Raw genomic sequence first — 23,237 nt, 5'->3', positions numbered from 1 at the left:
AACCGCAGAAAATCCGTGATCAGGAACCGAGCCGATAACGCAGTTTCACGACAAAGGTATCAACCACAGGCTCAGACCAGGCTTCCTGTAACAGACCGGTGTAGTCATCAATCACATTGCCAGGAATGTTGCCACCACGTGTGTACACAATGAACAGGTCCGACAGCGGCGCAATTTCCCAGCGATAGCGAGCCTGGAATGTCATCCGGCTGATGCTGAAGTTATGGTTGAGGTTATCGGGCTTGGCGACCTGGTGAAGCTCTTCAATCTGATTGGGGTTCACTTCATAGAAACTGTCTTCCGATGCCTTCAGGCCAGTCCACTGCAAGCCAATACGAAGTTGCTGAAAAGCATTAACGAAATAATCCATCGTCAGCTTGGGCGCCCATTGCGTAGCTTCGTATTTGGTGTAATTGCCATTCCCCGATAAACCATCAACCCTTCCCGGTCGGTATATTCAATATCCGCGTTGAAAGAAAAGTTATCTACAGGCCGATAACTGACGCCAGCCAGCGACTTGGTCCATGCTTCGCCCAGCACCTCCGAATCAGCATCTAGTTTAAGCCGGTAAACCAGCTCCTGTGACGGATTGGATTCCCACTCCGTCACAAATTGCCAGCGCCCCGGCACATGGAAGTCTCCACTACCACGGCCCAGCCGGTCATCAACCCTCCGGTGGTAGTAGCGTAAACTCGCCATGTAGGTATGATTGTTCAGAAATGTATATTCCCGAGTACCGAACACGCCCTGGCGAACAAAGTCGTCATTACTGTTCCACTGATTGAACCAGAAAATACTGGTATTCCGGGTACGCAGTCCTGGCACATTGGATTCATCACGAACATAGTTGTAATCCAGGTGCATCAGGTCATTACGGGTCAGAAAACCCAGCGTGTTCAGATCCAGTTTGTCATCATGGTACCCCGCCGCCACTCGGTGCATGCGACCGCGTTGAGGCAGATAAATCAGATCTGCAATAGCGCCATTACCGGTGACGCCGTTGACATCACTTTGCATAACCTGGCCATCGAAAATCCACTGTGCATTCGGTGAAAAATAGTGGACATCAATCCCGTTCACACTGGCATCCACATCCGGGTGAGAAACATCAGTCCCCATCCAGCCAATTGACCGGCGTCCCGCACTACTGGCATCTTCGTAAAGTAACCGCCCAACCAGAAAATCCCGCCCGGTTGCTTGTAATGCCACACTCTCGCCATTGGCATCGATGCCACGGATTTCCATGTCGTCTTCCATCGCTACCAGGGTGCCATAGCGTAAATTGCCGTTCTGACCAGTCAATTTTGCGGCACCTAGCAAGTCAGAAGGTGCACTCAAATCTGTCGCTAATGTACTGATCCCGTCAGGTACATCAAAAACCGCAGAACTACCTATGCGGCGGGTGTTCAACATAGTCGTCGGGCCACCGGGACCTCGTGCACTGACATTCCTGGGTGAAGTCGAAAACACATCCTGACCTTCCAGGAAAAAGGCGCGCTTTTCCGGGAAAAAAACTTCATAGGCCGTCAGGTTAACGACCACATCATCTGACTCTACGTTACCAAAATCAGGATTCAGGCTCGCAGACAACTGAGTGTTGGTAGAGGGTCGCCAGAAAATTTCCGCACCAACACGCATTTCAGTATCATCGCGAACCGCATCATGGGTGGCTGACACATAAGGATAGTAGGTAATTTGGCGGCGTGGCTCTATGTCCTGAAGGTTAAAGCGACGAAAAGAAGAGATATACTCATTAGCCGTAGATGGCAGTGGCGGAGATGACCAGGTTTCATTTAAATGCCCGACCTGGCGCTCTGTATAGACACCAATCGGTCTGTTATCAGCCGCAGCCTGAGGCAGAGCCATCATCGACCAGGGCATAAAGAATTCTGCGCTCCAGCCGCCATCGACGACAGCTGTTCTGGCATCCCATGGGCCGTCCCACTGCATGTTGAGCTGCTTTTCTGCGAGAATAGTGCCATCGGTTTTGGAATCACCCAGATTCACTCGCATAAAATAGCCATAGCGACCATCGCCTGAGGCGTCGATCCCAACCACGAAGCCATCGCGTTCCAAACGCGTATCTCTAGGAGTCATGCGAGCTACCAGGGAGTCAGTCGGCTGGTGATTCATGACACCAACATAGATACCTCGCTCGGTGTAAAAGATACGAGTTTCTGTGGTGTATTCGCTTTCAGCCAGCGTATCAGGTGTAATGACACGCATCCCATCGTAAGGTGTAATCTGTTGCCAGACAGATTCGGACAAGTTTCCGTCCAATTCAAACTGCAGATTCGACTCTTCAAACCTGGCCATTTGAGTAGCCGTCTGTATCGGCGACTCCTGCGCAGTACTCAAAACAGACATCGGTATTAACACTGTTGCCAAGCAACAGGAATAGATTCTTGCAGGCACAGCGCCCGACTTGCGAGACAACGTATATACCATCTGGGTACCCTCTCCGCCGAAGCCGCTTGCAAATCCGAGAACCTGCCCAGCCCCTGATTGTGATTATCATTGTTTTATTAACCGATCAGGTTTTCTGATGGCTGTTATTTAATAAATTGAACTATAGTCACATCAGTCAGCTTTAGGCGAGCGTTCGCTACAATTCGTAACAACAGACGGTTTATTCAAAATCGCTGGCAACCCAGAACCAACGCAACCTCTCATTCGGTTTACTAACGGGAGATAATCCGAGAGTGCTTCTGTTATTACGTGGCTTTGATTTATCCAGGGCTTTATGAGCAGCATGAAGGAAGGAGGTTAAATCTGTCCTGGGAAATGCCCCGTTGGTTGTATTTTTTACATTCTCTTCTGACTGTTTGAGCCAGTCTAATTGAGATAGGTCAGGCAAATCGGGCTGAACTGCCTGAACATGGTCCCAGGTGCCACGAACCTTGTTGTAATGGTAATCAGGCAACAAGTTAATAGCGTGAGTTGCCAAGGCCTCAATGGCGGAAAGCAAATACTCGATCACTTCTTCGTTCATGAAATAGGTAAAATTGATGCGCACCCAACCTGGACGAAGTACGGTGTCGCCATCCTGCATTGCCTGTAAAAGTTGCCGGCTTTCTTCTGTATCAATACCCAGCAAATGGTGGGCATAAGGTCCTGCACAGGAACACCCTCCCCTGGCCTGGATCCCATAAAGATCATTCAGCAGTGACACAACATAACCGTAGTGAAGCTGCCGCCCCTGGTGCCATAGACGCATTGAGATAATCGGCAGCCGGGGATTGCTGTGATCGCCGATAATTTCAATATCAGGGTGTTGGCTAAGCCGTTGTATCACACGCCTGGCCAGCTTCAGCTCGAGACCGTTAACTTGCGTCATGTCTAATTGCGAGCGAATAGAGAAGACTAATCCGGCGCGGATTGACTCAATAATGGCTGGCGTACCACCTTCTTCTTTTCTCTCAAGATCGGCAAGATAATGATGGTTATCCGGTGACACAAATGACACTGTGCCGCCTCCCGGCATACCTGGACGGGAGTTTCGGAACAATGATGCCTTGGCAATCAACAGACCTGGCGTCCCCGGGCCGCCAGGGAGCTTGTGGGTGGAAATGAAAACCGCGTCCAGAGCATGAACCCCGTTCATGTCAATGGGACAGTAGGCAGCCGCTGCGGCATAATCCCAGCAGGCAAGTGCACCGTACTGCTTCAGTATTTTTGTCACACCTGGCACATCGCTAATGGTACCCGTCACATTAGATGCGGCCGAGAAACTGCCAATTAACAGCGGACGATCGGCATATTTTTTGAGCTGCGCTTCCAGCACGTCACAGTCAATCTGCCCTTTGCTATTCAGTGGGATAGTGACGACCTTGGCCACTGATTCCCGCCATGGCAGTTCGTTAGAGTGGTGTTCATAAGGCCCGATAAACACGACCGGGCAGTTCTCGCCCTTGTCACTCTCCTTGCCAGTGCATGCCTGCCCGCCCTTCTCCAGCCCCAATAACTGAATCAACCGGTTTATCGCTGCTGTGGCACCTGACCCACAAAAAAGTAACCTGTCACTGGCATTCGCATTCACTGCCTTTTTGATCATGGCACGAGCAGCTTCTCGCCAGCCAGTGGTTTGAGAACCGGTGTAACTGGACTCACTGTGAGTATTGGCATAAAACGGCCTGACCTGATTATTCAACAGACTCTCAACCGCGACCAGCGATCTTCCGGACGCTGTGTAATCGGCATATATCAGCGGTTTAACGCCAAATGGCGTTTTGATCCTGGCCAGTGCTCCCACTTCATTGTCAGCAATCCATTGAAATACTGTCGAACCACCTTCTGCAGTGACTGCCATACATCCCTCAACCATTTGAAAAACCTGGTCATAGCATAATCAAAACTGCGCGAAACATTATCCCTATTAGTGCTTTAAATTAACCAATAAGTGGAATATTATTCTTTTATATAGCATCAGAACGAAAGAATATTTCGATTCAATTGATAACGGAGAAACCTCCTTGGAACTGGACAAAACAGACCGAAAACTGCTCAGGCTCATACAAAGCGATGCCAGCACGTCGGTGGCTGATCTGGCAGAGCAGTGCGCGCTGTCCAAATCAGCATGCTGGAGACGCATCCAGAAGCTTGAAGCGGAAGGTGTCATTAGGCAGCGAGTCACATTACTGGATCCAGCCAAGCTGAACCTGGGCCTGACTGTCTGGATAAGTATCCGCACCAACCAGCATAATGCGGACTGGGCAAAAAAATTCAATCAAGTTGTACAGAATGTACCTGGTGTACTGGAGGTGTACAGACTTGGCGGTCAGATTGATTACCTGATGAAGGCCGTCGTCGCCGACATGCACGACTACGACAGCCTTTATCAACAATTAATAGCAGCCGACCTGTTTGATGTTACAGCCAGTTTTGTCATGGAAGAAATCAAATTCACATCGGCGCTGCCGGTATAACCGGCAGTATCAAGCGCGAAGGGGTTTCTGCGCCAAAATGCAGTGTATTCTCAGGGGTTGGCGAAACTCGGGGCGTCGTTCTTTCATCAGCGAAATTCAGCGTCAACCTGATCCTGTGCCCCGCCTTGAACACGTTTGACATCATATAAAAATCAAATGCCAGTTCAACCGGCTCACCAGGCTGCAACATTTCCTGCGAATCTTCTGTAAAAGGATGATATGGTAAACCCAGATTGTCATAGGGTGCTGGCTCCGTGGCGCGTAGAGAAGCCCTCAGTCGCCCCTCTACTGTGTAATATGTTGCCGTGCCATCTGGCGCTATATCATCAATCCTGGCGACAACATCAGCATCCTTTGCGGTACTGGATAACCACAGGTGTAATACCGGGTGACCGGTTATCTGCATATCATGGCTTAAAAGGTCAGTTGTAAACTGAATGCCTTTTTCCCAGAAATTATCGTTATTAATTTCATAATCTACTTGCGTTGAAATTTCACTTCCTTCCCCTGCTGACTCAGTGGTCAGGCCATCAGGGATCAGATTAAATGCTGTTAATTGTTGATCAGGTAATGGCCAGGATTCGGCTGTTTGCCAGCCAGGCAGTCCTATATCACTTCGGTCCAGGTTATAGGTGTAGTACGTCACTGGCGCTTCGTCCATCACGCCGTTATCAATACCCTTTAGCCAGTGATCGAAGAAACGCAATTCCTCAATAAGTATGTCAAAGCCGGTTTCACTCATCACGGTTGTCCAATCGCAATGGGTTGCAGGCCCTATGACAAATTTTCGTGGGTTTGTGAGGTTATTGAAAGTAAAGGCTGGGCCATAACCTGGCCCCTCTTCATCTAGGTTGGCCGCGCTGTAAATCGCGATCCCTGATGCTTCTATTGTATCTTTGTAACGGTGCGGGCTGCTTTGCAGCCACCACTGGTTACCGAAATTCTCGGCAACACTATCACGAAAAGGGGTATAACCAGCTGTTTCAATATTATCTGTATGTTCATCAATCGCCGCATCAAGCAATACTCTCTCTGTATCACCATCGACAGGAACAGACATTCTGTCGCGAGCTTCCCGGTCGCCTCCTCTCATTAAGCGCGTCGGCACACCCTGGGGTGGAGCCATGCCGCCAAAGCTGGCAAACGGGTAAATGTCCCACTCACAACTCATCGGAAAAACGGCTTTCAGACTTGGCGGTGCTACGGTCAGTGCCTGCATCTGGCTACCACCTGTAGCAGAGCAGCCCCACATCCCTATATTGCCTGTGCTCCAGGGCTGAGCAGCCAGCCATTCCGTTATGTCGTAAGAGTCCCACCTGGCATGCTCCTGCCACTCGCCGCGATTATCACCCTCATTGGTACCAAAGCTGGCAAAAAGGCCGCGGAAGTCTGCCACCGCAACAACATAACCATGAGGAAGCAAGCGTAGCGCTTTACCTGGATAATTTTCAGCGGTTAATCCACCACCATAATTTCTTCGATGGTACGGGGTATGCATCCATAAAACAGGCAAAGGTTCGGTAACGACTTCGCCATTATCAGTCGGGCGGAATACATCAATGGCAATCTGCGTCCCATCACGCATTGGAATGTAGCGGGAAGACAGCTCATACCCATCATATTCCGCCTCACTGTACCCCTGGTAATGCCCCGGAAAGGACTGCATGGTGCTCTGTGCCGTTGCAGAAGACCCACTATTAACCGCAACTGATCCAGTGACTGAAGTGTCAGAGCCTGGCTGACAGGCACTCAAGATGAATGCAGCAACCAGCGTGATTGATGCAACCTGCATTTTCAGCATTACCTTTTTCTTCCTGTTATCTGTCATGCCCCCTCCCTGTACCCAAATTGGTTATCCCTGGATTACCTGCTACATTTCACATCTTGCATTACAGTCGACAGCCAATGCTTCCACAATCAGATAAGTTGTAAGCTATCTGCGCTGAATGTGTTTCGGATATTGGTTTGAATCAGGAAAGCGACTCAATATGTCACATCATAAATTCACGGCAGAATCAGCCAGTCCACTCCAGGTGCCAACCATGTATCCACCTGAATTGGCCCAGTTACTGCTCCTTAAACAGCAAATCAATAATTATGAGCACAGCAGCCCGAACAATATCAGGCAGGTGCAGGAGAAACAGCTGGCAGCTCTTTTCAGGCATGCTCACCAGTACTCGCAATTTTGGCAGAACCGACTGAACAGCATCGATTACCAACTAATAAAGGATGATCCGTTCAAGGTGTTAAGCGCTCTTCCTGTCTTGAGCCGAAATAATCTGCAGCAACATTTTGATTCGCTTAAAGCCAGGTGGAAGAGCCTGGAAGAAAAACAAATTATCACCGCAAAGAGCTCAGGTTCGACAGGCGAACCGGTTCGTGTTGAGAAAGAAGTCAATCGTTACATGTGTTATTACACGGCCACTTCTTTACTTGAACATGAATGGCAACAGCGTAACCCCCGTAAAACCATTGCTATCTTAGGCATTGGAATGACACCAGCCAAGCGGGACAGCTGGGGCAAGGTGTATGAGATGTTAGGCATGTTTGGCAGGAGCGAAATACGTGCAGCTGAGTCAGGCACACTCGACGATCATCTGGACTGGCTGGCAGCACTTAAACCCGCATACCTGAAATGCAGCCCTGTTCTGGCCATGGAACTGGCACGGCGTGCCATCGAACAAAAGCGCACCATTACATTTGATCAGGTGATTTCACACTGGGAGCGAATTGCTCCAGCACACCAGTACTGGGTAAAGTGTGCTTTTGCAGCGCCAATTATTAACCGCTACTCCTGTGAAGAGTTAGGTTGGCTGGCAATCAGCTGTCCACAGCAGCATTTGCATGTCTGTAGCCCTACGGTCCTGCTTGAAATTGTCGATAATAACAACCAGCCCTGTCCACCCGGTCAAACCGGGCGCGTATTAGTGACTGCGCTGCAATCATTTGCCATGCCATTAATCAGATATGAACTGGGTGATCTGGCTGAATGGGGAGAACCCTGTTCTTGCGGCAGGCCCATGCCCGTTCTCAAGAAAATCTGGGGACGTGAGCGTCATTTGATAAAACGACCTGATGGTAAACAGATTCCAATGCCGTTCCTGGGCGATGAAATCGGGCAATTAAAATCAATACGAGCTTTCCGGTTTCGGCAATATGCGAAAAAGGATATTGTTCTCGAGCTGGAGGTCACTCAAAAGCTAACAACATCTGACATCCAGCAGTTGACCCGAATTGTGAACAAAAACGGTCTGGACTGTTTTCCTTTTCACATTGCCGAAGTCAATCGCATCGACTGGCCAAAACAGCGCAAGCGCGATGAATTCATTCGGATAGATTCACCCTGGCAAGGCAATCTTTAGACAAAAAAAATGCCCCGGCACTTTCGCACCGGGGCAGAGCAATACCTCTATATCTACGTCAGTGACGTGATCAGAAGCCTGGCGTCCAGTCGACGCTTACCCAAAATTGACGACCAAACGGTGTTTGCAGTCGTGTTTCCATACCACCCAGTTGCGGGAGGCGCTGTGCGCGCTGGTCAAACATGTTGTTAACACCAGCACTTAAAGTCACTTCGCTATCAAAGAGATCGTCGAAGATGTATGAGTACTGTGCGTTAACCAGTGTTTGCGCCTGAATTGTACGAGCAGGCTTAATACCTGTTGTAAACGCAAAGAATGAACCATCAGTGACTACGTGATGCTGGTAGTTTGCAGACACAGAAGCACTGTGCGCATTTTTGAACCAGTTCAGACGCAGGTTAGCTTTCAGCTTAGGCAGTGGCGGTACGATACCGCTGTCACCGTTCTGTTTGCCACGCGCATCAGAAGTCTCACCGGACAGGTCAACATACTCGTATTTCGTGAAGTAAGACGCAGTCAACGTTGTTACAAACGTACCCCAGTTATTAGTTGGGATGCGGTAGCGACTTTTCACATCAATCAGGTCAATCATCACTTCAGCAATGTTTGCCGGGTTGCGCACTGTCTTAACGACAGACTGGTCCGTTGGATCACGCTGAATACCAGGCGCAGTCAATTCACCGCTTGGCTGCGAAGCTAACCATGCATTGGCCGCTTCACGAGTATCGGAACCAGGCGTTGCATCGTAATCAGCTTCAGAGATGCCAGTGGCTTCCAGCATACGTGCGAATTGCAGCTCTACTGAATCCACTGTGCTCAAAGAACGAATACGATCACTGTAATCGATAGTTTGATAATCAACGCTCAAGCTTAACTCATCCAGTGGCTCCCAGGTGAAACCAATGTTCATGATTTCAGAAGTCTCTGGCTTGATATCAGGGTTACCTGATGAACAAGACTGTGAACCAGCCAGGCTGTTGCCAGTCAACGGATCCAGTCCGGCAAACACTTCACCGCAACCTTCGTTGGCATTGAAAGGACGGTTCGTACCAGGATCTGGTGCCAGGAAGCTTTCGCCCCAGGACGCTCGCAGAGCCAGCTCAGGCAGTGCTTCCCAACGCAGTGCCACTTTAGGCGTCGTGGTATCAATATTCTGGTCGATGAAATTCTCGTGACGAGCTGCGATCTGTGCCGAAACAGTGTCGTAGAGAGGTACTTCAAACTCTACGAATGCAGCATTGACACGATCGGTGTAATCGGTCGCAAAGGGTGGCGCATCAGTGATAGAAGTATTGTAACTTTGCCCCATGACTGCATATACGTTTGGAGTCTCACGTACACGTGCGTCACGATGTTGCAAACCCAGAGCGATCTGAGAAGGCCCAAATGGCGTATCAAACACTTCACCCGTTGCCATGGTTTCGAATACTTCCAGGTTGCGACGGCTCACTTCGCGCTGATTCTCTTCTTCAAACATCCAGTCAACCAGTTCCTGACTGTTGTCTGTGACACCTGCTTCGTAGAATGGAGAACGTGAATCAGATGAACCAAATGGGTTAAACCACTGATCACCGCTTACGCCACCTTCGCCCATCAGCGCTGCCTGCAGACGCGGCAGAATCAGAGTGCGTGTATCAACAGAACGACGCATTTCCTGCACGGTGTAGTAAGAGTAGCCTGTCCAGGTATCAGAGATATCGTAACGGGCATTCAGACGGTTGGCATTGGTGTAGTAACGGTAGTCCTGCACATCACGGCCATCGTCTTTGAGGAAAGACGGGTTCGTGCCAGAAATACCATTGAATGGGCGCCAGTTACGAGGCACAACAGCTTCACCGAATGGATTGGCTGGATGCGCTTCTGGAATAAACAAAGCAAACTGATTATTGGTCGAGTTGCTCAGGCTGGCTGATGTGTTGTAACGCGACTCACGGTAGTTGTAGTTGGATTGCAACTCAAACTGCAGTCAGTTGGTTGGTTCCCAGGTAACGTTATTGTAGAACGTATAATCTACATTACCGCGCGCGTAGTCGTGTTGCGTACCGTAGTGAAACAGGCAAGTTGTCGAACCATAAGGTTGACCGCTTGGGAAAGCGCCAGACTCTGTTTTATCTTCGTTACCTTCATTGAACGTACCACAAGAAGGATCACGCATCAGTGCACCAGTACCACCATCGCCCAGTCCGCCAGCGGCTGCCTGGAAATTGCCTGGGTTACCTGATGATGATTCGGAGATATCAAACTCAAGGTACTCAGGACGCTCTGTACGCAGTACAGGTGTCTTTTTGGAAGCCTGGAAAGATGCTACCCAGTTCACATCATTGTCAAAAGAACGACCCCAGAGTAAACCGATTTTTGGCTCGTCAAAGCTGGTTTCTTCATCGGTCTGGTAATAAGTACGGACGCGGAACCCGTCGAATTCTTTAACCGGCAGCAAATTCACCACACCTGCAACAGCATCGGAGCCGTACAGGGCTGAACCACCATCCAGAACCACTTCCAGACGCTCCATGGCGATTTCTGGCAGCAACGAAGCAACCGCGCCATCATTCACAGAGCGAACACCGTCAACCAGTGTCAGCGTGCTGTTGGTACCCAGACCGCGCAAATTGAAGCGGGCAGCGTTTGAGTCCTGCTGGCCGTTTTGAGTTGAGTTTACGTTAGCAACAACGTCAGTGTTTTGCGTGTAAGGCAGGTCACGGATGTATTGACCCATTGCCGGTGCGCCAGACTCTAGCAGGTCAGACTGTGTCACTGAGTCTACGGGAGAAGCACCTGCAAATGCAGAATTTCTAATGTAAGAGCCGGTAACAACGACTTCTTCAACTTCCGGTGTATCTGACTGAGCCACAACCATAGCTGGCAGCGTGGCAGAAGATGCAACACAAGCAGCAACGAATGAACGAATCATCGCTTTCTTGCTGCGTTTAAAATTATTGTTAAACGTTTTCATGAAACCCCCTGATGGTATGTACCGGTCGTGCAGGCATTAAAAAGCAAAAAGACACATGCCCGTCTTCTGACCGAAGCGCGGTATTTTAGGTATCGAAAAGGGGGAATCAAGGATTGTTTAAAATAGTAACAATTGAATGTCACTTACCGACACTCTAGTGATACATATCACCACATAGTGACTGTAACGCCCAATATCAGTGCTTCTCAGGTATTAGGTAGATCTTGAAAGCAAGAAGAAAGGTAACACTACATCGTGACAGTATGGTTACATTGGGTGGGAGCGGTCAGGGCATCACACCACGCATCGCAACCGACCACTGCCTGGCACCATTCACCCGGCAGCCGAAAACTCGGTTGAGAGCGGTCAGGGCATCATAGCTCAGATGGCAGACGACCACAGCATACCGCTTGTCGCTCGGCGGGCAGAAACTCAGCCTGACGGCTTCAGACAGTCCGCCTGCACTTTCGAACAGCGGTCAGGGCATCACACCACGCATCGCAACCGACCACTGCCTGGCACCCTTCACCCGGCAGCCGAAAACTCGCCTGACGGCTCAAACAGTTCGGCTGCTCTTTCGGGTGAAGGGTGCCAGGCAAAGCGTGGTCTCACTGGCTGCGATGCGTGGTGTGATGCCCTTCCCTTGTGCTGTGTTCGTTGTGTCTGGGGTTTGTTGGCTAAAAAAAAGGCTGGCGCGAAGGCGCCAGCCTTAATCCACCCAGAGACGGGGGGAGGTCCACGTTGTATCCAGTGCCAGTATCATTTCACAGACTGGCATACAAAAGAATGCGACAAATCAGCGCACCCTTTGCTTTGATTGGTGACGTTGGTACCTCTCTGCCTTGTGGTATTTCATCGCGATGCGATTACATCTCCGGTTTGCGGAATTTCAGTGTCATGCGGTCACTTTCGCCGATTGCCAGGTAGTCCTCACGATCCTGATCGCCCAATTGCAGTGTCGGTGGCAGGGTCCACACGCCGCGTGCATAATCTTTTGTGTCGCTGGGATTGGCGTTAATTTCAGCACTGTCAACAAACTCGAATCCAGCAGCTTCTGCCAGTTCAATGACATAATCCTGAGTCACATAACCGGACGTGCTCATGAATTCCATGCTGCTACCCTCAGGCGCGCGATGCTCGACCACACCCAATACACCGCCGGGTTTGACAGCTTTGTAAAAGGTCTCAAAATGTTCATGCTGTGTGCCAGCCATGATCCAGTTATGCACATTGCGGAAAGTCAGGGCCAGATCTGCCGACCCTGGCGGTGCTATATACGTTGCATAGGGAGGGTTCAGATGGGTGATAGTGGTTTCACCATAGACTTCGGGGTTTTCAGCCAACTTGTCCTGGAATCGCATTAGCGCGGGAGGCTGATACGACAACGTACCGTTAGGTGAAAAGTGCGCCGCATAATATTGACCATTGCTCTTGAGGAAAGGAGCCAAAATTTCTGTATACCATCCACCACCGGGCAATATCTCAACCACAGTCATCCCCGACTCCAGCCCCAAAAACTCTAGTGTTTCAACAGGGTGGCGGTATTCATTACGGGCAATGTTAGCCTCGCTACGGTGATCCGCAGCAATCAGGGACTCCAGTTTTTCCGTATCATCAGCCAGTAATGGCGACGACAAACTCATACCGGCAATAGCGGCAGTCAAACCCAGGTAACGAATCTGCATATCAAATAACCTCATCAGGTTGGAATAATTGAAAAAACTCTATCAGAGAACATTTACAACTGCAGTATTTTTTGAGGAATTTTTCAGCAAGCAACCACGTTACTGATACAATGCCACCGATATACCCATTAAGCTGAGCTCATGACCAAACGACGTACCCGCTCGAAAAAACCAACCAGAAACACTCGGAAAGCCAAAAAGCAGTTTTCTTTTAAACGCTGGCTATTCAAATGGATTGCTCTGCCTGCTGTGCTTGTCGCCGCAGGCTGGCTCCTTTGGACTGATTACCAGATCCGTACCAGTTTTGGTCAGCTGCAATGGGAATTACCTGCGCGTATTTATGCCAAAGCACACGAGTTGTACCCTGGCATGTCCCTGCCGCCAGAGCAGCTAAGGTCAACGCTGATCGATCTGGGGTACCGGGAAAGTGACGTTCCTAACAACCCGGGTGAATTCAGGGAGTTAGGCAATCAATTTGAACTTTATACACGTGGCTTTCAGTTCTGGGATGGCCCTGAGCCCGAGCGGCTGGTCAATTTGCAATATGCCGGAAATTCCATCAGCCGGCTGACTGACAGTCGTGGCGACCCGGTACCTCTGATGAGACTGGAGCCTTTGGAAATAGCCCAGATCAACCCGGAAACCGGCCAGGACCGCCTGCCGATGAGCCTGGAAGACGTGCCTCAACAGCTGATCGATGCCGTGGTTGCTATTGAAGACCGCCGCTTCTACTCCCATTTCGGTGTCGACCTGCAAGGCATCGCCAGAGCCATGCTGGCCAATATCCGAGCCGGAGGCATTGTCCAGGGTGGCAGCACCCTGACCCAGCAGTTAGTCAAGAACCTCTACCTGCACCGTGACCAGACGCTGGCCCGGAAAGCAGAAGAAGCCATAATGGCCATTGCCCTGGAAATCCATTTCAGCAAAGCGCAAATCCTCGAAGGTTATATGAACGAGGTGTTTTTGGGGCAACAAGGCAACCGTGCCATCCACGGTTTTTCCTTAGCGGCTGAATTCTACTTCGGTCGTCGGCTTGACCAGCTCTCTTTGTCAGAATTTGCACTTCTGGCCGGAATGCCGCAAGCACCTTCACTCTATAATCCGCGTCGAAATCCACAACGGGCAATCGAGCGTCGCAATACGGTACTGTCACAAATGGCCACCCAAGGTCTCATTACCGAACGGGAGCGGGAACTTGCTGCGCGTGCTTCTCTGGATGTCATTGAGCGCCCCCGGTCACGCAGCAACGCCTACCCTGCCTTTATGGCACTGGTACAGGACAACCTGGCCCGTGAGTATGACATTGAGTCACTGCGCCGTTCCGGGTTACGCATCTTTACCACGCTTGATGTAGGCATCCAGGAACAGGTCGAGCAACGTATCCAGCGTGCCGTCGACTCAGTAGAAATCGACTCAGCCACAGCTGACCAGCTTCAGGCTGCTACCATTATCACTGATGCCAGCACTGGTGAGGTCAGGGCCATAAGCGGCGGTCGCGACCCTGACGACAGAGGCTTTAACCGGGCACTCAACGCCAAAAGGCAAATCGGCTCACTGATCAAGCCATTCGTTTATCTGGCCGCGCTGGACTCTGGGCGGTATTCCCTGGCGTCGATTCTGGATGACCGCCCTGTCGAGATTGAACTCGATAATGGTGACATCTGGTCCCCTTCAAACTACAACCGCGAATATGACGGTAATGTCTATTTACATGAAGCCCTTTACCGGTCATTAAACCTGGCAACAGTCGACCTGGGCATGGAACTGGGTGTACACCGTGTTATACGGATGCTGGAACGAGCCGGCTATAAAGGTGATGCCAACCCCTACCCTTCGGTACTGCTGGGTGCACTGGAAATGTCTCCACTGGAAGTCGCACAGGTGTATCAAAGTTTAACCAGCGGGGGGTACTACTCACCCTTGCGAGCCGTGGTTGCAGTGACCTCCGGTGAGGGACAGCCCCTGCAACGATACGGTGTCGAATCAACACCGATAACCGACCCGGAAACGATGTTCCTGCTCGAACACACCATGCAGTCGGTGTTCTATCAAGGCACCGCTGAAAGTGCCAAGAAAAAGCTGGGCAACCAGCTCCCGTTAGCAGGCAAAACAGGAACCACCAATGATTTAAGAGATAGCTGGTTTGTCGGCTATGGCAGCAACCTGATGGGTGTGGTCTGGCTGGGCCATGACGAGAACGTTGATACAGGTCTAAGTGGCGCGACAGGCGCTCTTCCAGTTTGGACCGATCTGATGGCTGGATTAAACATACAACCCCGATACACACCGGCACCGGAAAGTATTGTCTGGCACCGGGTCGCGCCGGTGCCAACCCAGGACCGTATCAATCAGGACTGCAGCCAGGCTCAATCGCTGCCTTTTTCGCCTTCGGTATTACCTCAACCCTCTGTGGATTGCGAGTCATCCGGATCATTGCTGGACAGGTTCTTTGGCCAGGTAAGGAGTATTACCCGATGATATTGATCAAACCATTAATCGTTTCATTAATGGCTTTGCTGTCTGCCTGCGCCACTTATGATCGAGTTTATGGGCCAGGCTCCCAGGGACCTGCGCCAGTCGAGCGCAGCCAGCCCGCTATCGTGTCTGATAATGGCTCAAACAGCAGCAGTGAACGACAGGTCTATGAAAGTACAGCTACAGGAGTTGCCAGCCCGTCTGCAGATACCGGAGCTATCGACGAGACCAGGAACTCTCAGCCACCACAGGATAGTCCACTGGCTAACCCTCGTGATACATCACCCACTGGTTCACTGCTGACCTCTGCACGCAGTGCCGCACAAGCGGGTGAACTGGAAAGAGCCGCCGCAATCACTGAACGCGCCCTGAGCATATCTCCTCGTGACCCCGTGGTCTGGTACGAGTTGGCACGCATACGCAGCCTGCAACAACGCTATGGCGAAGCTGATGGCCTGGCACGACGTGCCCTCAGCATGACTGGCGCTGACCGGGGGCTACGCCGGGAAATCGAGTCGCTGCTCGACTCCATTGCAAGACTCAGGGAATAAGTTTTTCAAGCTCTGATATATACAGGGTTCCGGATACAGCCCCGTTCTCATCATAGGTACCGAGCCAGATATCGAACCGACCTTCTGAACTGTCCGTTAGATACACCTGCGGGTTCAGTGTCAGTGCATGGGCATCATCATTACATACCCACCCACCAGTCGAAGTATTGACAATCAGCGTCGCATCCTCGTCACCATCATCCGCAACAAAGTACACATTCAAATCATCAGTGGAGCCATTCCATCTTAGTGTGACATCTGGTGATCTCGACGCATACCCCATGCATTCGCTGCCATAATCCTGTGCCGCCACATCGACACTGCCTCCGGCGATGACACTCACCTCATGAGGGTCCGGTACAAAGTATTCTGTCAACTCGATCTCACCAAAATTGGCTGTGGCAGACCAGTCCAGACCACCTTCAACGGAATCGTCAAATAGTGACGCAATAAAATCATCAGCACTACCACTATCTGACCCGCCGCCCAGTTCGGATATATACAAGGTGCCAGGGATCAAACCACTTTGCGAATAACGCCCTACCCAGACATCAAAACGGCCTTCCGCCTGCCCGCTTAATGCCACTTCAGGATTCAGCGTATCGCTATTAGCGTCATCATTGCATAGCCATTCACCACTTGATGTATTGATGATAAGCGTTGCATCCTGACCATCATCGGATTCAAAATATACCCGTAAATCCTCTGTACCGCCTGACCAGTTAAACTGGAAGTCCGGGCTCTGTGATGCATAGCCAGTACAACTGCTGCCATAACCCTGGGCGCCAACATCAACCTGGCCACCGGCCTGGATGCTCACTGCATGCGGATCTGGGATGAAGCCTTCTTCCAGTGAAACAGAACCATAGTGAGGTTCACCCTGCCAGTCCAGAGACAGATCAAAATTGCCCTCGCCACTATTTGGCTGGGCCACACCGGCGCCATCAAACAAATCACTCCCCTGTCTGGCCAGCAACGTACCGCCAAACACAGCGCCCGTCTGGTAGCTGCCAACCCAGACCCGGTAAGTCCCACTTTCAGCAAGATCCATCAACAGCGCCGGATTCATGCTGCCGTCATAAGCATCATCATTACAGTACCAGTTACCTGAAGGGTCATTGACGACGAGTACAGCATCATCACCATCATCCTCAGCAGCAAAGGCCAGCAGCATTTCACCGAGCGGCTCTTTGACATCAAACTGAAAATCGGGCTCGGCAGCCGCTTGTCCAACACACTCTCCCCCCAGGTAATTGACATCCCGGTTACCACCGGCATAGAGGTAGGTTTCAAAATCTTCAGAGAAAGAGGCCCTGTCCAGCTCATGACTACCTGAGGCGGCGAATGCAGAAGCAATAAGGCCGTTGCCATTTTCGTAATCTGACCATGCCGTCAGCAGTTCGGCGTCATTTGCCATGGTGTTACGAACCAGTGGAGTCGCCAGAATACTGCCCAGGCGACCACCGGTTGTCTGTTCCATGTATACAGCCGTTGGAATACCGATAATGTCACCATCCTGATTGACGGCCACACCGCCACTGTTGCCTGGTGACATCTCAGCATTGGTGCGATACCAGCCCACGACACTGGTATCATTGGCGCTATCGATTTCTTGCATTTGCACAGAAGAAATAATGCCGGTTGTGTAAACCAGTTCATCATCAGCCAGACCAGGGTATCCCAGAATGGCGATGCTCTCGCCACGACCCAGAATTTCCTGTTCTGAGGCAAGACTGATCATGGGCAAGGTAAATCCGGAAGGGTGGTTGCCAGCAAGCAGGTCTGAAGCTCTCACCGCTGCTCCGTTCAAATCTTCATAAACATGGTATAATGCCATGTCATAATCAGGTGAAAATGACAACAACCGCGCTTTAAACGTTGGCACTGCTGGTTCATTAACGTCCAGCAACACCGCGACTTCGACCTCCTCATAACCAACCACAACATGCCGGTTGGTTAGCAGCGTCACCCTGTCTCCCTCAACGATTAGCGACCCTGACCCGGTTCCTGTGGGCGTGCGCACCTGGGCAATTGCTGGTGCCAGCGCGTCAACATCGAACCCTTGCGCTACGACTGAATGGCTCAAACTGATGCCAAACAGGAGTGAAACCATAACGGCAATTACCGAGACTTTATGAAACCTGTCAGAACACATAGTGAAGCTTCCTTTGCTTTGCTTTGCTTTGCTTTTCTCCGATTATACGCAAGAACCCTTGCAAATGTCCGATAGACAAGTTGATCCACGCCATAGCCTGGCTCGTATAGCTCCCGGTCTGCGCTAGCAACTTTACGTAACTCTCCCCAGCTCATTTCAACAATGGCAACGAAATGCTGACGTTATTGAGAGAGGCTGCAGGGCGATGGGAAAAAGTCAGTGGTATCAAGATAGAAATCCTGCAAGCTGGCAATTACCGTGATGACATCACTGCCTCTGTATCACGACTGGACCGAGTCGTCAGTGTCACCTGGGTCAGTTCAGCAGAGAACTTCTCAGCCCGGGTTGCACCAAGGCGTGGTAATTATGACCCGGACTTACGCTATTACCCTTACCTGGATGGTTCAATTACGCTGAACAGCCGCTCCAGCAGATGGGACAACCAGACTAAAGCCATGCGCACACTGACTCATGAAATGGATCACCTGCTCGGGCTCGGTCATTCGGACAACCCCAACTCAATGATGTTTGCCAACCCCTATAATACGCTGCAATACCCAACTGAAGATGACATCCGTGCAGTTCAGGCACTGTACGGTCCACCTTCAGTTGCCATTTCTGCTTCGCAGCCGAAATCAGAATGGCTGTACCAGCCACTCCCCCTGGCAAGTCGCTCTTTCCTGGCAAAAAGCAGTATTACTGCTGAAGACAGCGCGTTGAATAACAACACGATCACAGAATCAACCCGTGAGGATGGATGGCTGAGACTGGACAGGTTTGATTCAATTGGATGTGCTAAAACATTTGCCTGGTAACTGGCAAATTCATATCAATGACAGTGACAGTAAACAGCGCTGGCAGACACTGAGTTTCACGGTAGACACATACCCGGAGTTTAACCAGCCACCTACTGCAAGAATTGCTGTGGCCCGAACCGGAACTGCAAACCGTATACAGGTTAAAGTTGTGGCGAATGATGCGGAGAACGACAGAATCAGTGTTCTCTGGTCGCCTCAGGAGGCACCTGAGATATTACCAGATGACGGTATTTCAGGCTGGAAAACTTTATACCTGACTCACTCCGGAACCCATTCCTTTTTCATCGAAATCAATGATGACAGCACTCGCTACCCAGGGTCAGGATCCACCACATCCGCCGGTGAAGGCTTTCGCACCCTGCTTCGCCTGGACGTCACACCCTCCTTCCGGGGCGATAACATGATCAAGGTGACTTCATCCAACCTGAATTCATATCATGGCTCAGCCACAAAGCTACTGACCTTTTATCGTTCAAACAGTCCTGTTTATGAACCCAGCAGCAGCTGGCCGGCTCCCTATAACGGTGTTACTCCACCGAATAGCGCCAATATGCACATAAACAACATCGCCGTTCTGGATACAAGCAATACAACCCTCCACTCCTGCGTCCGGATCGTGAAAAACGGTATGCCCGACAACCTGGACGGTATCGAACGCTTTGACATCAACTTCTCAGTATTGGATTTGGCCACCGGTTTGATCCAGGTAGCAGACATCAGAGCATTCAATACGGCTGGTGCACTTAATGAGAATTTTGAGCTACCGGACTGTAGTGGGCAATTTGATCTGAACACAAACGTCTATTCAGACTTGATCATGGTTGACGGCCAGGTGTTTGATACCGGGTTCGGGTTAAGCAATGCAGAGAATCTGACCTTCTCATTGACCAGCGCTAATGCTGCACCCTGATTCAGGCATACAGGTCTGTCAAAAATTCTGTGCAGGAATACAACGCTACCCGGTTCGTCAGTTATTCATGTAGGATGATTAATTCGTTTCAACAGCAACCAGGGAGGCTACATCAATGAGCAATAAAGACGCATACATCGAGAAAGCCCAGGCCAAGATCGAAGAATATTCAGCCAAGCTGGATCAACTCAGGGCTCAGGCCAAAAGCAAGCAGGCTGACGAGAAGATCGAAGCGCAAAAACATGCTGACCAGATGGAAGCCGACCTGCAGGTTGCCCGCCAGAAACTGTCTGAGCTGTCGAAGTCTACCGAAGATAATGCCAGCGACCTCTCTGATCGCTTCAAAACGCTGTCAGATGATTTGGAGACTTCATTCCGGAGGTTTTTTAAGTAACCCCCGGGGAGAAATTGGAGACATAAAAAAGCCCGCTAGAAGCGGGCTTTTTTGAATAAGTATGGCGCACCCGGCACGATTCGAACGTGCGACCACCTGATTCGTAGTCATGCCTTTTTTACTTATATTTCAATAGCTTAACCTAATTTTTCCGAATAAGGCCTAAGTTTTTTATTCAATATAATCAACAACTTAAAACAGCCCAAGATTCTATATTCGGAAAGGAATTTAACCCATTTACCTCACTCCCGGACCCTTAAACAAGATGCTCGCTGTACAGGGTAATTCGACGGACAGCGGCCCACCAGCGCAGGATATACTATTGACATATACCTGAACTAAATTTATCTTGGAGTAGCTACCCTCGCCACAAAACAAAACCGAGCCAGTTAAAGGATTGAGAATGGAGCGAGCAAACCTGTTCAAGAGCAACAAAAGCCAAGCGCTGCGTCTTCCTAAACCCATTGCCTACCCTGACAACGTCAAACAGGTAGATATTGTAATGATAGGCCGCACACGCATCATTACCCCTGCGGGTGAGTCCTGGGATACCTGGTTTGACGCTGAGGGTGTGTCCGAAGACTTTATGGAAGAGCGCAAGCAGCCAGCCCACCAAGAGCGTGAGTCACTTTAATGCTGAAGTACATGCTTGACACAAATATCGCGATTTATACCATAAAGAACAAACCGGACGAGGTACGTCAGGCATTCAAGGCCCATGATGGCCAGATGTGTATTTCTTCAATCACACTCCTGGAGCTGATCTACGGCGCCGAAGCCTCTGCCGCTGTCGAGCGAAATCTGCGTGACATCGAAGGGTTCGCGGCCCGCCTTGAGATACTGCCTTATGATACCGATGCGGCAATTCATACCGGTCAGCTCAGGGCAGAGTTAAAAAAGATTGGACGCCCGATAGGGCCCTATGACGAAATGATTGCCGGCCATGCTCGATCTCAGGGACTGGTGATCGTCACCAACAACACCAAGCAGTTTAAACATGCGCCGGGAGTCAGGCTGGCAAACTGGGTAGACAGATAGTCCGAGCTGCACCAGTTCCTTCGAACACTCAGCGCGTCTATTAAAATTGTGGCGAATCAGACAGTGGTTATAGTTGCAGGTGTAATGACAGAAATTCCCAAAAGTGGTCTAAAGTCTTTCGTAGCTAGATTAGCAATAGAGCGCAACGTTCAAATCGAGACATCGAATCACTCCAGTCTAGCTAGAATTATCACTAGGCTATCGGGTGATGATGTAATTCCTGACGAGACCGAAAGATTGATCATTGCGCTTCGCAACGCAAAAGTAATTGATGACAAGTTGATGGTTGAGATGCTTGGAAATTATTTCAACGAACTAAATAAAAATCGATCTGAAAGCGATAGCTAATCGATTTTCTCCCAAATCGATTTTTAGAGGTAAGAATCACTCAGCTAACACTATTTCTTAAATAACCTCGCCTGCCTCAGAAAATTCGAGGCGGGAGGCAAATTTGGTGTTTATTCATTTTATACGGACACCATGTCGCTACTATCCAAACACACAGACATCGTGCACCTGATGGCTAGCAGGCTGTTGAAAAACCCGAATTATGAGAAAATAGCGTCATCGAATTAACAGGGTCAATCCGATGCGCGGTGAAATTTCTCCCCAGGACGTTTTGTTCAGTTATCGCACACTGGAATCGCGGATTCCAGCCGATCATCCGATCAGAAAGGTGCGTAAGGTTGTTGATCAGGCTCTGAAAGAGCTGGCACCCACCTTCGATGATATGTATTCCAGTGTGGGGCGTCCGTCGATTCCGCCAGAACAGCTGATCAGAGCGATGTTGTTGCAGGTATTGTTCACAATCCGCTCCGAGCGTCAGCTGGTTGAGCGATTGGATTATGACCTGATGTTCCGCTGGTTTGTCGGCTTGGGCATGGATGATGAGGTCTGGAACCATTCGACCTTTTCCAAAAACCGGGACAGGTTGATGGTGCATGAGATTGACGCGCTGTTTTTTGATGCTATCAAGAAACAAGCGTATGCCAAAAAGCTGATGTCGCGTGAGCATTTCAGTGTTGACGGCACATTGCTGGAAGCCTGCGCATCGATGAAGTCGTTTCGACCTAAAGATAGCAGTGACGACGATGATTCTGGTGATGACTTTCATGGTCAAACGCGCAGCAACAAGACGCATGAATCGAAGACTGACCCGGATGCGAAGCAGTTTCGCAAGTCCAAAGGGAAAGAGAGCAAACTGTGTCACATGGGTCACATTGTGACCGAGAACCGCAACGGGTTGATCGTTGGCACTGAGGTGACTGAAGCAGGAACCAGCAAAGAGTGGGATGCGGACATCAATATCCTGGCGCAGCTGGGTACTCGACCTGGAATGACAGTTGGTGCCGACAAGGGTTATGACACAGGAGAATTTGTGCAAGGTTGCAGGGCGCTGAAGATTACACCACACGTGGCTGCCAAAAGCAGTCGCAGTCAGATTGACAAACGCACGACGGGTACAACGGGTTATCAGATCAGCCAGGTAAAACGCAAACAGATTGAAGAATGTTTTGGCTGGATGAAAGACATAGGGTTGATGCGAAAACTTCGCCACTGTGGTCGGGACAAGGTGTCCTGGATCTTCCGCTTTACGGCTGCGGCGTACAATATCACCCGCATGAAGCGGTTGATGGCTTGAGAGGCCGGAAACGTGGCTACAGAGGTCGAATAATGACCACTGGACCCGATAAAGTGACAAAAAACGCATCATAAATGAACAGTACAAATTAATATGGCTATGAAAAAATTGATGATCAATAAAATGTGTTCGGCGTCGAAACCGGGCAAATACGTTAATTTTTCAACGGCCTGCTAGAACACTGCTCAATTTCTTTAAGGCAGTAATCTAGTGACAGACTATCAACAGCAGCATCGTACAGAGGTCGCTGCTCTGTTGGAACCCAATGATATGCAAGCTCAACTGGTTTGTTATCCGCCACTATATATTCCCTCAAATGACATTGAGCG

18 protein-coding genes are annotated in these 23,237 nt (G+C 50.2%); 10 read left to right on the top strand and 8 right to left on the bottom strand.

From position 1 onward, the window contains the following. Positions 1–19 precede the first annotated feature (19 nt). From PSCS_RS16290 to PSCS_RS12920, 3 genes are all read right to left on the bottom strand, one after another. Positions 20–370, bottom strand: a complete 351-nt coding sequence (locus PSCS_RS16290) for a hypothetical protein (RefSeq protein WP_068812513.1) — start codon at positions 368–370, stop codon at positions 20–22. 2 nt (positions 371–372) lie between these two features. Next, a complete protein-coding gene (locus tag PSCS_RS16285) occupies positions 373–2,316 on the bottom strand; it encodes a DUF5916 domain-containing protein (protein ID WP_068812512.1) in 1,944 nt (647 codons plus the stop codon). Between the two features lie 313 nt (positions 2,317–2,629). After that, positions 2,630–4,309, bottom strand: a complete 1,680-nt coding sequence (locus tag PSCS_RS12920; RefSeq protein ID WP_068812750.1) for an aminotransferase class V-fold PLP-dependent enzyme — start codon at positions 4,307–4,309, stop codon at positions 2,630–2,632. Between the two features lie 163 nt (positions 4,310–4,472). Between PSCS_RS12920 and PSCS_RS12915 the strand changes: the two genes are divergently transcribed. Further along, complete coding sequence (locus tag PSCS_RS12915; protein WP_317621812.1) at positions 4,473–4,925, top strand: Lrp/AsnC family transcriptional regulator; 453 nt, start codon at positions 4,473–4,475, stop codon at positions 4,923–4,925. Here PSCS_RS12915 and PSCS_RS12910 read toward each other — a convergent pair. Beyond that, positions 4,903–6,753, bottom strand: coding sequence for a CocE/NonD family hydrolase (locus PSCS_RS12910; RefSeq protein WP_082866609.1), 1,851 nt, complete (start codon positions 6,751–6,753; stop codon positions 4,903–4,905). The two genes, PSCS_RS12915 and PSCS_RS12910, sit on opposite strands and share 23 nt — an antisense overlap. Positions 6,754–6,913: 160 nt before the next feature. Here PSCS_RS12910 and PSCS_RS12905 point away from each other — a divergent pair, with 160 nt between their 5' ends. Beyond that, positions 6,914–8,287, top strand: coding sequence for a phenylacetate--CoA ligase family protein (locus PSCS_RS12905; RefSeq protein ID WP_068812510.1), 1,374 nt, complete (start codon positions 6,914–6,916; stop codon positions 8,285–8,287). 70 nt (positions 8,288–8,357) lie between these two features. On the opposite strand, the gene PSCS_RS12900 is transcribed toward PSCS_RS12905, so the two are convergent. From PSCS_RS12900 to PSCS_RS12885, 3 genes are all read right to left on the bottom strand, one after another. Beyond that, a complete protein-coding gene (locus tag PSCS_RS12900; protein ID WP_068812509.1) occupies positions 8,358–10,241 on the bottom strand; it encodes a TonB-dependent receptor domain-containing protein in 1,884 nt (627 codons plus the stop codon). Between the two features lie 12 nt (positions 10,242–10,253). Continuing rightward, entirely contained in the window at positions 10,254–11,240 is a 987-nt protein-coding gene (locus PSCS_RS12895; RefSeq protein WP_068812508.1) for a TonB-dependent receptor plug domain-containing protein, read from the bottom strand. A gap of 866 nt (positions 11,241–12,106) precedes the next feature. Continuing rightward, entirely contained in the window at positions 12,107–12,925 is an 819-nt protein-coding gene (locus PSCS_RS12885) for a class I SAM-dependent methyltransferase (protein ID WP_068812506.1), read from the bottom strand. 141 nt (positions 12,926–13,066) lie between these two features. Here PSCS_RS12885 and mrcB point away from each other — a divergent pair, with 141 nt between their 5' ends. Next, positions 13,067–15,403, top strand: a complete 2,337-nt coding sequence (gene mrcB / locus PSCS_RS12880) for a penicillin-binding protein 1B (protein ID WP_082866607.1) — start codon at positions 13,067–13,069, stop codon at positions 15,401–15,403. Continuing rightward, entirely contained in the window at positions 15,400–15,951 is a 552-nt protein-coding gene (locus PSCS_RS12875) for a tetratricopeptide repeat protein (RefSeq protein ID WP_068812505.1), read from the top strand. The genes mrcB and PSCS_RS12875 overlap by 4 nt, the downstream gene beginning before the upstream one ends. On the opposite strand, the gene PSCS_RS12870 is transcribed toward PSCS_RS12875, so the two are convergent. Beyond that, positions 15,941–18,106 carry a S1 family peptidase gene (locus PSCS_RS12870; RefSeq protein WP_068812504.1) on the bottom strand — a complete coding sequence of 722 codons (2,166 nt, stop codon included), beginning with the start codon at positions 18,104–18,106 and terminating at the stop codon, positions 15,941–15,943. The two genes, PSCS_RS12875 and PSCS_RS12870, sit on opposite strands and share 11 nt — an antisense overlap. Before the next feature lie 173 nt (positions 18,107–18,279). Here PSCS_RS12870 and PSCS_RS12865 point away from each other — a divergent pair, with 173 nt between their 5' ends. The 6 genes from PSCS_RS12865 to PSCS_RS12835 all read left to right on the top strand — a co-directional run bounded on the left by PSCS_RS12865 (position 18,280) and on the right by PSCS_RS12835 (position 22,908). Then, positions 18,280–18,921, top strand: a complete 642-nt coding sequence (locus PSCS_RS12865; protein WP_068812503.1) for a matrixin family metalloprotease — start codon at positions 18,280–18,282, stop codon at positions 18,919–18,921. Further along, complete coding sequence (locus PSCS_RS12860) at positions 18,893–19,834, top strand: hypothetical protein (RefSeq protein WP_157885712.1); 942 nt, start codon at positions 18,893–18,895, stop codon at positions 19,832–19,834. Before PSCS_RS12865 ends, PSCS_RS12860 begins: the two co-directional genes overlap by 29 nt. Positions 19,835–19,949: 115 nt before the next feature. Next, positions 19,950–20,228 (top strand): sll1863 family stress response protein, encoded by a 279-nt coding sequence (locus tag PSCS_RS12855; RefSeq protein WP_068812501.1) that lies wholly within the window; start codon positions 19,950–19,952, stop codon positions 20,226–20,228. Between the two features lie 403 nt (positions 20,229–20,631). Then, positions 20,632–20,862, top strand: coding sequence for a type II toxin-antitoxin system VapB family antitoxin (gene vapB / locus PSCS_RS12850; protein WP_068812500.1), 231 nt, complete (start codon positions 20,632–20,634; stop codon positions 20,860–20,862). Then, positions 20,862–21,266, top strand: a complete 405-nt coding sequence (gene vapC, locus PSCS_RS12845; RefSeq protein WP_068812499.1) for a type II toxin-antitoxin system tRNA(fMet)-specific endonuclease VapC — start codon at positions 20,862–20,864, stop codon at positions 21,264–21,266. Before vapB ends, vapC begins: the two co-directional genes overlap by 1 nt. Before the next feature lie 589 nt (positions 21,267–21,855). Further along, positions 21,856–22,908 carry an IS5 family transposase gene (locus PSCS_RS12835; RefSeq protein ID WP_068812497.1) on the top strand — a complete coding sequence of 351 codons (1,053 nt, stop codon included), beginning with the start codon at positions 21,856–21,858 and terminating at the stop codon, positions 22,906–22,908. Positions 22,909–23,237: the final 329 nt, after the last annotated feature.

The sequence above is a fragment of the Pseudohongiella nitratireducens genome (genome assembly GCF_001642735.1).
GTDB classification, from domain to species: domain Bacteria; phylum Pseudomonadota; class Gammaproteobacteria; order Pseudomonadales; family Pseudohongiellaceae; genus Pseudohongiella; species Pseudohongiella nitratireducens.
Note: the sequence above shows the minus strand (reverse complement) of the source record. Positions and strands in the feature narration are given on the sequence as shown.